General features: G+C 72.1%; 6 protein-coding genes. 1 reads left to right on the forward strand and 5 read right to left on the reverse strand.

The features are described from left to right. The first annotated feature begins 215 nt into the window (after positions 1-215). On the forward strand, positions 216-1,481 hold the full coding sequence (locus IE313_RS16560) for a cytochrome P450 family protein (protein ID WP_189932837.1): 1,266 nt from the start codon (positions 216-218) through the stop codon (positions 1,479-1,481). Between the two features lie 146 nt (positions 1,482-1,627). Here the strand turns inward: IE313_RS16560 and IE313_RS16565 are convergent, their stop codons facing one another. The 5 genes from IE313_RS16565 to IE313_RS16585 all read right to left on the reverse strand — a co-directional run bounded on the left by IE313_RS16565 (position 1,628) and on the right by IE313_RS16585 (position 11,301). Continuing rightward, positions 1,628-2,794 carry a nucleoside triphosphate pyrophosphohydrolase gene (locus tag IE313_RS16565; protein WP_229924713.1) on the reverse strand — a complete coding sequence of 389 codons (1,167 nt, stop codon included), beginning with the start codon at positions 2,792-2,794 and terminating at the stop codon, positions 1,628-1,630. A 157-nt stretch (positions 2,795-2,951) separates the two neighbouring features. Continuing rightward, a complete protein-coding gene (locus tag IE313_RS16570) occupies positions 2,952-3,611 on the reverse strand; it encodes a SurA N-terminal domain-containing protein (protein ID WP_189932839.1) in 660 nt (219 codons plus the stop codon). Between the two features lie 317 nt (positions 3,612-3,928). Continuing rightward, positions 3,929-7,552, reverse strand: a complete 3,624-nt coding sequence (gene mfd / locus IE313_RS16575) for a transcription-repair coupling factor (RefSeq protein ID WP_189932841.1) — start codon at positions 7,550-7,552, stop codon at positions 3,929-3,931. Positions 7,553-7,915: 363 nt separating this feature from the next. Beyond that, complete coding sequence (locus tag IE313_RS16580) at positions 7,916-10,486, reverse strand: ABC transporter permease (protein ID WP_189932842.1); 2,571 nt, start codon at positions 10,484-10,486, stop codon at positions 7,916-7,918. Then, positions 10,483-11,301, reverse strand: a complete 819-nt coding sequence (locus IE313_RS16585) for an ABC transporter ATP-binding protein (protein ID WP_189932844.1) — start codon at positions 11,299-11,301, stop codon at positions 10,483-10,485. The genes IE313_RS16580 and IE313_RS16585 overlap by 4 nt, the downstream gene beginning before the upstream one ends. Between the last annotated feature and the right edge of the window lie 171 nt (positions 11,302-11,472).

Below are 11,472 nucleotides of genomic sequence, written 5' to 3' on the forward strand. Positions count from 1 at the left end.
ATCGATGTCACGGTTCTGACTAGCCGTCAGTTCGCTGTGTCCCGCCCGGTTGCCGCGGCGCGGGAGCGGGGCGGAACGCGGCCGGGAAACGGGCTCGCCGGAGGCGGGTGGGCGACGCCGGACACGGGGTGCGGCCTTGCCGGAAGCGGGCGCGCGGTGAGGGGTGCGGCCTCACCGGAAGCGGACGCGCGGCGGGCACCGGATACGGTCGGGGCGTGAGCGACGCACCCCAGCCCGAGGCGCCCCCGCAGCTCTTCAGCCAGGCATTCGCCGCGGACCCCTATCCCGCGTACGCATGGCTGCGCACGCACGCGCCGGTGCGGTGGACGCGGCTGCCGAGCGGGGTCGAGGCGTGGCTGGTGACGCGGTACGCGGACGCGAAGCAGGCGCTGGCGGACCCCCGGCTCAGCAAGAACCCGGCGCACCACGCCGAGCCCGCGGGCGCCGAGGGCCGTACCGGCATCCCCGGAGAGCGCAAGGCCGAGCTGATGACGCACCTGCTCAACATCGACCCACCGGACCACACCCGGCTGCGGCGGCTGGTGTCCAAGGCGTTCACGCCGCGCCGGGTCGCCGCCTTCACGCCCCGCGTCCAGGAGCTGGCGGACCGCCTCATCGACGGTTTCGCCGGGCGCGGCTCGGCGGATCTGATCCACGAGTTCGCCTTCCCGCTGCCCATCTACGCCATCTGCGACATGCTGGGCGTGCCGGCCGAGGACCAGGACGACTTCCGCGACTGGGCCGGCATGATGATCCGGCACGGCGGCGGGCCGCGCGGGGGCGTCGCCCGGTCGGTCAAGAAGATGCGCGGCTACCTCACCGAGCTGATCCACCGCAAGCGCTCCGACCTCGGCGACGACCTGATCTCCGGCCTGATCCGGGCCTCCGACCACGGCGAGCACCTCACCGAGAACGAGGCGGCGGCCATGTGCTTCGTACTGCTCTTCGCCGGTTTCGAGACCACCGTGAACCTGATCGGCAACGGCACCTACGCCCTCCTCACCCACCCCGAGCAGCGCCGTGCCCTGGCCGGGTCGCTGGCGCGCGGCGAACGGGCGCTGCTGGAGACCGGGGTCGAGGAACTGCTGCGCTTCGACGGCCCGGTGGAGTTGGCGACCTGGCGCTTCGCCACCCGTCCCGTGGAGCTCGGCGGGCAGCGGATCGCCGAGGGCGAGCCGGTGCTGGTGGTGCTCGCGGCCGCGGACCGCGACCCGGAGCGATTCGCCCGGCCGGATGCGCTCGACCTGTCCCGGCGCGACAACCAGCATCTCGGCTACGGCCACGGCATCCACTACTGCCTCGGCGCGCCGCTCGCCCGTCTGGAGGGCCAGACCGCACTGGCGACGCTGCTGCGCCGGCTGCCCGACCTGGGTCTCGCGGCCGACCCCGCGGACCTGCGGTGGCGGGGCGGCCTGATCATGCGCGGCCTGCGGGAACTGCCGGTCGCCTTCACACCGGCCGGGCCAGCGCACGCGTCCTGAGTGCGCGCCGCGCCCGTTTCCGCGCGCGCCTGCGCACCCGGGAGCCCGCCTGCCCGCCTGCCCGACCCAGGTGCCCCGCGGCCGGGTATGTCCCGCCGGCCCCGCGCGCCTCGCATGCCCCGCGCACCTCGCGTCCGCGGGGCGCGCTACCGGCCCCGTGCCCCCTCGGCGGCCCGAATCGCGTCGCGGTACGCGCGGGCCGCGGCCCGCAGCGCCGCCTCCGGGTCGATGCCCTCCCGCTCGGCGCGCACCGCCATGGCGAGCAGGTCGTACCCGATGCCGTCCCCGGCCGGAAGCGGCACGTCCAGCTCCGCCGTGCGCACCCGGGACGCGAGTTTCGCGGCCAGCGCCAGACCCGGCTGCCCGAGCGGCACGCCCTCCGTCACGGAGGTCCGCCGCTTCTCCTCCGCCTTGGTGCGCAGCCAGTGCTCCTTGACGTCCTCGGGCGTCTTCGCCGTGTCGTTCCCGAAGACGTGCGGATGCCGGTGGATCAGCTTGGCGACGATCCCGCCGGCGACGTCGTCGATGGAGAACGCCCCTGCGCCGCCGCCCCGCGGCTCCCCCAGGGCGCCCGGAGCGCCGGAACCGTCGGGGTCACAGGAACCATCGGCGCCATCGAGGTCGTCGGGGGCGTCGGCGCCATCGGGGGCGCCTGGGGCGTCCAGGGCGGCTTCCGTGGCCGCGTGTGCGCCCTGCTCGCCCTCCTCGGCGATCCGGGCGTGGAAGACCACCTGGAGCAGCACGTCGCCCAGTTCCTCGCGCAGCTCGTCGCGGTCGCCGTCCTCGATGGCCTCCACCAGCTCGTACGCCTCCTCTATGGCGTACTTCGCCAGGCCGCGGTGGGTCTGGCGGGAGGACCAGGGGCACTCCCTGCGGATCCGGTCCATCACCTGGACGAGATCGAGCAGCCGGGCACCGGGCAGGTCGTAGGAGGCGGGCAGCAGTTCCAGGTCGGGCATGCGGACACGCCCGGAGCCCGCCAGCGCGGCAAGGCCGTCGGTCAGCCGCGGATCGCCCTCGCCGGTGACGACGACGACCACGGTGGCACCGCCGGCGCAGGCGTCCACCAGTTCCTCGGCACCGGGCGAGGCGTGCTCGACCGTGACACCGGCCTCGCGCAGGTACGGAAGCTGCGGATGGCCGGCGTCGGCGCACAGCACCCGGTCGGCGCCGCGCAGCGCCTGCCAGGCGGGCCAGGACAGCAGCCCGGGCGCCACCCGGTGGCTGGTGGTGAGGAGGACGGCACGGCCCGGGCCAGGAGGGCCGTCCGGAGTCGGGAGGTCACCCGGGGTGGAACCCGGGACGCCGGTCACGGAAGTGTTCACGCCTCGAACGTAACCCAGCGAGCAGGACGCACGCGGTGCCTCCGCCCCTACGATGCCCCGCCCGCGCGGTACCCACGCTCATGCGGTGACCCGCTCGCGAACGTCCCGCTCCGAACGGCCCGGCGCCCCGGAGGGTGCGAGACCCCTACGCCTGCTGCTGTGCGCCCGCGGTGACCTCGCGCAGCCACGGCACCTTGGCGTCCACACGGCTGCTCTTCTTCACGTCCCAGGTGCCGTAGCGCGGGTTCATGTCGATGTTCATCGACTCGGACGTCCGGGAGAGGTGCTGCCACAACGCGGCCTGGCCGTCCGGGGTGCTCATGTTGATGCCGAGCTTCCTCGCGAGCTTCTGGGCCTCCAGCTCGGTGCGCAGGCTCTCGTCGAGGTGTGCGGGGGCGACGGCGTACTGCTGCAACCAGCCCGTCTCCAGGGCCTTCGAGCCGCCCGCCTGGTGCTCCAGGCCGTCCCGCATGGTCTGCACCTTTTTGCGGCCCACCGCGGCCCCGGCGTCGGTCGCCGCCTTGTGCAGCACCCTGTCGAGCACCATGGTCTGCAGGGTGTCCCTGGTGAGGCCGCCGGTCCTGCCGACGATCTGCTGGTACTGCGTGTCGTCCTTCACGGCCGACCTGAGGGCGTCCCGGACCTCGTTCACCCGGCCCTCCAACTGGGAGACGGTGATCCGCTGCCCGCCGACCACGGCCGCGGCGCCGGGGTGCGCCTCGTCGCCGCAGCCGGTCAGGAGGGGCGCCGCGGCGAGCAGCGCGGCGGAGGAGACGAGGAGCGCGGTGCGACGGCGGCGGTGCAAAGGAACCTCCCGAGGAGATTGTGCAACGGAGCACAAGCTTGCGGTGATCGATGGTATGCAGTCCCGTGGGTCGGGGCCACCGATTCGACGGACTGAATCGACCAACGATTCGGGGAGAGTCGGGGCACTCCCGCCGTAACCCCCCGCACCGCGCAGGGCCCGGCACAGCGGACGACCGCGCGGAGCCGCACGCCGGGCGCCGCCCACGGGCCCGGGGCGCCGCCCACGGATGCCCATCCGGTGGCGGCGGCCCCGGCGGGCCGGGGCCTCGGCCGCGGATGCCCGGCTCGGCAGCCGCGGATGCCCGGGGCGGGCGGCTAGGAACCGAGGATGGTGGTGAGGAACTCTCCCGTCCAGGCGAGCAGATCGCGTCCCGTCAGTGCCTGGCCGCCCACCTTCGCGGTCTTCGGGCGGGGCACCAGGAGCTGGCGGGTGGCGGGCTTGACGACGGTGCCGGGGTAGAGCCGCTTCAGGCGCAGCTCCTGTGACTCACGCAGCTCAAGCCGGGAGGGGCGCGCGTCGGCACTCTTCGAGGGGCGGTGGTCGGAGGAGTCGGGTGAGGGGAGGGAGAACCGGATCGCGCTGCCCTGGAGCACGATCTCGCCGACCCCGCAGGCCCGTGCCAGCATGCGCAGACCCGCGACCAGAAGGAGGTTCTCCACGGGCTCCGGCAGTTTGCCGTAGCGGTCGGTGAGCTCCTCGCGGACCGCCTTGACGTCCTCCTCCGAGTTGGCGGAGGCGATGGCGCGGTACGCCTGGAGGCGCAGCCGCTCTCCGGGGGCGTAGTCGTGCGGGACGTGCGCGTCGACCGGGAGCTCGATCTTGACCTCCAGCGGCGGCTCCTCGGGGGCGGCCCCGCCCTCGACGGAGGCGCGGTAGTCCGCCACCGCCTCGCCGACCATGCGGACGTACAAGTCGAAGCCGACGCCCGCGATGTGGCCGGACTGCTCGCCGCCGAGCAGGTTGCCCGCGCCGCGGATCTCCAGGTCCTTCATCGCCACGTACATGCCCGCGCCCATCTCCGTGTGCTGGGCGATGGTGGCGAGGCGTTCGTGGGCGGTCTCCGTGAGGGGCTTCTCCGGCGGGTAGAGGAAGTAGGCGTAGCCCCGCTCGCGGCCCCGGCCCACACGGCCGCGGAGCTGGTGGAGCTGGCTCAGGCCGAAGTTGTCGCCGCGCTCGACGATGAGGGTGTTGGCGTTGGAGATGTCGATGCCGGACTCGACGATGGTCGTGGACACCAGGACGTCGAACTTCTTCTCCCAGAAGTCGACCACCACCTGCTCCAGCGCCTGCTCGGACATCTGGCCGTGCGCGGTGGCGATCCGGGCCTCGGGCACGATCTCCCGCAGCCGGGCGGCGGCGCGGTCGATGGACTCGACCCTGTTGTGGATGTAGAAGACCTGGCCCTCGCGGAGCAGTTCACGGCGGATCGCGGCGCCGATCTGCTTCTCCTCGTACGGCCCCACGAAGGTCAGCACCGGGTGCCGCTCCTCCGGCGGGGTGGTGATCGTGGACATCTCGCGGATGCCGGTGACCGCCATCTCCAGGGTGCGGGGGATGGGAGTGGCGGACATCGTCAGGACGTCCACGTTGGCGCGGAGCTTCTTCAACTGCTCCTTGTGCTCGACGCCGAACCGCTGCTCCTCGTCGACGATGACCAGGCCGAGGTCCTTGAACCGGGTCTCCGACGCGAAGAGCCGGTGGGTGCCGATGACGATGTCCACCGCGCCGTCCCGCAGGCCCTCGAGCACGGCCTTGGCCTCGGTGTCCGTCTGGAAGCGGGACAGCGCCCGCACCGTCACCGGGAACTGCGCGTACCGCTCGGAGAAGGTGCCGAAGTGCTGCTGCACCAGGAGGGTGGTGGGCACCAGAACGGCGACCTGCTTGCCGTCCTGGACCGCCTTGAAGGCGGCCCGCACCGCGATCTCCGTCTTGCCGTATCCGACGTCGCCGCAGATCAGGCGGTCCATCGGGACCGTCTTCTCCATGTCCTCCTTGACCTCGGCGATGGTGGTCAACTGGTCGGGCGTCTCCGCGTACGGGAAGGCGTCCTCCAGCTCGCGCTGCCAGGGGGTGTCGGGCGCGAAGGCGTATCCGGGCGCGGCCATCCGGGCCGAGTAGAGCCTGATCAGGTCCGCGGCGATCTCCTTGACCGCCTTCTTGGCGCGGGCCTTCGTCTTCGTCCAGTCGGCGCCGCCGAGGCGGTGCAGGGTGGGGGCCTCGCCGCCGACGTACTTGGTGATCTGCTCCAGTTGGTCGGTGGGGATGTAGAGCCGGTCGCCGGGCTGGCCGCGCTTGGCGGGGGCGTACTCGACGACCAGGTACTCGCGGGTGGCGCCCTGCACGGTGCGCTGCGCCATCTCGATGTACCGGCCCACGCCGTGCTGTTCGTGGACGATGTAGTCGCCGGACTCCAGGGTGAGCGGGTCGATGCTCTTGCGGCGCCGGGCGGGCATCCGGGCGCCGTCCCGCCCGGCGGCCTTCTGGCCGGACAGGTCGGTCTCGGTGAGCACGGCGAGGCGCTGCGCGGGGTCGACGAAGCCGTAGTCGATCGAGCCGCAGGAGACGTGCACCACGGACGGGGTGAGCGTGCCGAGGTCCGTGTCGAGGCGGGCCGGGACGCCCTCGCCGCCGAGCACCTCCGCGGTGCGCGACGCGGGGCCGTGGCCCTCGGTGACGAAGACCGTGCGCCAGCCGTCGGCGAGCCACTGCTTGGTGTCGGCGAGGGCACGGGCCGTGTCACCGCGGTAGGTCTCCGGGGCGTGCATGCCGAGCTTGAGGGTGTCCGAAAGCGCGCCGCTGTCGCCGGTGTACTCCTCGGCGAGTTCCTCGTCGCCCGCGAAGGGCGAGACGGACCACCACATCATGCCCAGTTCCCTGGCCCGCTCGCGGACGTCCGCGATGGACCACAGGGAGGCCGCGCCGACGTCGATCGGGGCCTTGCCGCCTCCGGCGCTCGCGGCCCAGGATGCCTGTAGGAACTCCTGGCTGGTCGCCACCAGGTCGGCGGCCCTGGTGCGCACCCGCTCCGGGTCGCAGACCACGGCCATGCTGCCCGCGGGCAGCACGTCCAGCATCAGCTCCATGTCGTCGACCAGGACCGGTGCGAGGGATTCCATGCCCTCCACCGCGATCCCCTCGGCGATCTTGCCCAGCAGCTCGCCCAGCTCCGGATGGCGCTCGGCCAGCTCCGCGGCCCGGGCCCGCACCTCGTCAGTGAGCAGCAGCTCCCGGCAGGGCGCCGCCCACAGGCCGTGCTCCGCCACTTCCAGCGAGCGCTGGTCGGCGACCTTGAAGTAGCGGATCTCCTCGACGTCGTCGCCCCAGAACTCGACACGGAGCGGGTGTTCCTCGGTGGGCGGGAACACATCGAGGATGCCGCCGCGCACAGCGAACTCGCCGCGCTTCTCGACCAGCTCCACCCGTGCGTACGCGGCCGCCGCGAGGGCGTCGACGGTGTCCTCCAGGTCGGCCCGCATTCCGGTGCGCAGCGCCACCGGCTCCAGATCGCCGAGCCCCTTGACCTGCGGCTGGAGCACCGAGCGCACGGGCGCGACGATCACCGACACCCGGCCCGTCTCCGGGTCGTCCGCACTGGGGTGGGCGAGGCGGCGCAGCACGGCGAGGCGGCGGCCCACCGTGTCGGAACGGGGTGAGAGGCGCTCGTGCGGCAGCGTCTCCCACGACGGGTACTCCACGACGCCGTCCGCCGGCAGCAGGCTGCGCAGGGCCGCGGCCAGGTCCTCGGCCTCGCGTCCGGTCGCGGTCACGGCCAGCACGGTACGCCCGGTCTCGCGGGCGAGCGCAGCCACCGCGAAGGGGCGGGCGGCAGGCGGGCCCACCAGGTCGATGTGCATACGGTTACCGTCGGTGGCCGCGGTGACCGCTTCCGCTAGGGCGGCGTCCTTGACGACGGCGTCGAGCAGGCCGTGCAGGCTCATGAACAGGTTTTCCGTCCGGGTGGGCAGCGCGAGGACCGGCCCTTGCGCCATACCGGGCGGGCCGGAGTGTCCAGCCTACGACCCCGGGCAGGGGCCATGGAGCCTCGGAGACATGCCTGTGGACAACCTCGCCTGTGAACAAGGCCGGAATGAAGCGCGGGCCCGTGCCCAGGCCCGGGACGAACGGTCCGCGCTCCGTACCCCGGCCGGCTCCGCCTCCCGCTCCTCCCGACTCCCGCCCGGGCCCCGCCCCCGCCTTTTGCCTGCCCTCCCTCGGGCAGGACAGGAACGGAAAAGGCCCGGCTTCCGGACGCACCCCCCGCGTCCGGAAGCCAGACCTCCCCCGTCCCCCCGCCAGATGGTCTATTCCGTGGCGATCGCCCCGAGGACGTTCATCCGGCCGGCCCGGAAGGCCGGGATGAGGGCCGCGAAGAGGCCCACGAAGGCCGACCCGATGAAGACGGTGATGATCGTCGGCCAGGGGATCTCCAGAGTGTGCAGGCCCTGAAGGACCAGCAGCTTCTGGGCCGTGGCTCCCCAGCCCATGCCGAGGCCGAGGCCGAGCAGGGCGCCGAAGAGGGCGATCACCACCGACTCCAGACGGATCATGCGCCGCAGTTGGCGGCGGGAGAGGCCGATGGCGCGCATGAGGCCGATCTCCCGGGTGCGCTCCACCACCGACAGCGCCAGCGTGTTCACCACACCGAGCACCGCGACGATGATCGCCAGGGCCAGCAGGGCGTAGACCAGGTTCAGTAGCTGGCCTATCTGGTCCTTCAGCTCCTGCTTGAAGTCGGTCTGGTTCTGCACCTTGTACTGGGGGTAGGGCGCCAGGGCCCGCTTGAGAGCGGCGTATGCCTGCTTCTCCTGGCCGTCCTTCGCCGCGGCGAACATGATCATGTCCTGGGGCATCCTGTCGGCCGGCAGGTACTGCCGGACGGTCGAGATGTTCAGGTACCTGGCGCCCTGGTCGACGCTGGTGTCGTCGGAGGTGATCGCGGCGACCTTCAGCCTGGCCGTGCTGCCGCCGACGAAGGCGACGGTGATCCGGTCGCCGACCTTGATGTGGTTGCGGGTGGCGTAGTCCGCGTCGACGGACATGGCGTCCTTGCCGTAGGCCGCGCCGAGGTCGCCCTCGGTGGTCTTGCGGCGCAGGTCCTGCGCGTACGTCGGGTCGGCTGCCACCAGTGTCTGGTTCTCCGAGGCGCCGTTGGGCGCGGTGATCCTGGTGGGGACGTCCAGGTAGTGCGTGACGTGCGCGAGGCCCGGGGCGGACTCCACGGCCTTCGCGGCCTGCGCAACGATCGTCTGGCCCGTGCTGGACTGGACGATGAAGTCCGCCCCCACGGACTTGTCCAGTTCCTCGGTGGCCGAGGCGACCATGGACGAGCCGACCACCGAGAGGCAGGCGACCAGCGCCAGGCCGATCATCAGGGCCGCGCCGGTGGCGCCGGTGCGCCGCGGGTTGCGCAGCGCATTGCGCTCGGCCATCCGGCCCACCGGCCCGAACAGCCGCAGCACCACGGCGCTGATCACCCGGACCACGGCACCCGCGAGCAGCGGGCCGATGACGACGAAGCCGATCAGGGAGAGCACCACGCCGAGGCCGAGCCACGCGGAGCCCTGCGCCGCCTTGTCCTCCCCGGCCGCCATGTAGAGGGCGGCACCGCCCGCGCCGCTGAGGACGGCGCCCAGGACGCCGCGCACCACGCCCGCCCTGCCGTCCGAGGCGATCCCGGAGTCCCGCAGGGCCGCCATGGGCGAGACCCTGCCGGCGCGGCGGGCCGGGAGGTAGGCCGCGAGCACGGTGACGACGGTGCCGAGCAGCAGGCCGGCGGCGGGGGTGGTCCACCTGACCGTGAGGTCGTCCGTGGACAGCTCCATGCCGACGCTCGACATCACCTTCATCAGGCCCACGGCCAGGCCCACTCCACCGGCCACGCCGAGCACCGAGCCGAACACGCCCAGCAGTACGGCCTCCACCAGCACCGAGCGGTTGACCTGCCCCCGCGAGGAGCCGATGGCTCGCATCAGGCCCAGCTCACGGGTGCGCTGGGCGACCAGCATGGAGAAGGTGTTGAGGATCAGGAAGATCCCGACGAGGAAGGCGATCCCAGCGAAGCCGAGCATCGCGTACTTCATCACGTCGAGGAAGGAGCCGACGTCCTTGCGGTTCTGGTCCGCGGTCTCCTTCTGCGTCTGCACGCTGAAGGAGGAGCCGAGCGCCGAGCTGACGTCCTTCTTCAACCGGTCGTCGCCGACGCCGGCGTCGGCCACCAGGTCGAGGTGGGTGAAGCGGCCGGTGGCGCCGAGCAGCTCGCGCTGCGCGGTGGGCGTGTCGAAGTAGACGATCGCCGCACCCGGATTGGTCACCTTGAAGGTGGCGATGCCGGAGATCCTGGCCTTGAAATCACCGGTGGCGGTGACGGTGCGCAGGGTGTCGCCGAGCTTGAGGTGGTGCTTGTTCGCCGTGTCGGCGTCGACCATCACCTGCGACGGGCCCTTCGGGGCGTGGCCCGAGGTGATGTCCATGGAACGCAGGTCGTTGTGCGTCCAGTTGCCGGCGATGGTGGGGGCGCCGGTGTCGGAGCCCATGTTCGTGTTGTGCGCGTCGACGACGGTGACCTTCTCGCTGCTCACCCCGCCCTCGGCGGACTTCACGCCGTCCACCCCGCGGACCTTCGCCAGGACGGAGGCCGGCAGTGACACGGGCCGGCCGGTGTCCGACTGCGGGCGGTCCTTGTCGCTCCTGGGGCCGACCGTGACATCCGCGGAGGTCACCGCGAAGAGCTTGTCGAACGTGGTGTTCATGGTGTCGGTGAACACCAGGGTTCCGCAGACGAAGGCCACGGAGAGCAGGACGGCGACGGCGGAGAGCGCCATGCGACCCTTGTGCGCGAAGAAGTTGCGCATCGAGGTTCTGAGAACGGTCATGACCTGCGCCCCCGGGCCTCGGAGCGCGGCGTGCGGGGCTGGTCGCCGGAGAAGCGCAGCATGCGCTCCAGCACCTGGTCCGCGGTCGGGTCGTGGGTCTCGTCGACGATGCGGCCGTCGGCCAGGTACAGGACGCGGTCGGCGTAGGCGGCGGCGACCGGGTCGTGCGTGACCATCACGATGGTCTGGCCCAGTTCGTCGACCGACCTGCGCAGGAAGCCGAGGATCTCGGCGCCCGCGCGGGAGTCCAGGTTCCCGGTCGGCTCGTCGCCGAAGATGATCTCCGGCCGGGCGGCCAGGGCGCGGGCCACGGCGACGCGCTGCTGCTGGCCGCCGGAGAGCTGGCTCGGACGGTGCTTCAGCCGGCCGCCCAGGCCGACCGTCTCCACCACGCGCTCCAGCCACTGCCCTTCCGGCTTGCGGCCGGCTATGTCCATCGGGAGCGTGATGTTCTCCAGCGCACTGAGCGTGGGGAGGAGGTTGAACGCCTGGAATATGAAGCCGATCCGGTCCCGCCGCAGTTGGGTGAGCTTCTTGTCCTTCAGACCGGTGATCTCGGTGTCGTCCAGGAAGATCTGGCCGGACGTCACGGTGTCCAGGCCGGCGAGGCAGTGCATCAGCGTCGACTTGCCGGACCCGGAGGGACCCATGATCGCGGTGAATCGGCCGCGGGCGATGTCCACGTCGACGCCGTCCAGCGCGAGGACGCGGGTCTCGCCGGCGCCGTACGCCTTGACGACCTGCCGGGCACGGGCGGCTGCGACCGTACGCCCTCCAGCGCCCCCGTGCCTGGGAATGGTTACAGCCGTAGTCACGCTAAGTCTCCTATGTCGGTCAACCGATCGGACGACCGATCGGCGGGATGTCGAGCAGGTGAGGGATGGATGAGAGACGTGCTTCGCTCTGCGCTGTCAGTCTGCTGTGCCGACGTGCCCCGCCGCGATGAGGTACAGCGCAGTCTTTTCCTGGGGTAAACCCCACCCCCC

Origin of the sequence: Streptomyces sulfonofaciens (assembly GCF_014656295.1) — a bacterium.
Classification (GTDB): domain Bacteria; phylum Actinomycetota; class Actinomycetes; order Streptomycetales; family Streptomycetaceae; genus Streptomyces; species Streptomyces sulfonofaciens.

Excerpts from the sequence above, each read along its gene's own strand:
- IE313_RS16580 (WP_189932842.1), bottom strand. The coding sequence starts at position 10,486 with ATGACCGTTCTCAGAACCTCGATGCGCAACTTCTTCGCGCACAAGGGT.
- mfd (WP_189932841.1), bottom strand. The coding sequence starts at position 7,552 with ATGAGCCTGCACGGCCTGCTCGACGCCGTCGTCAAGGACGCCGCCCTA.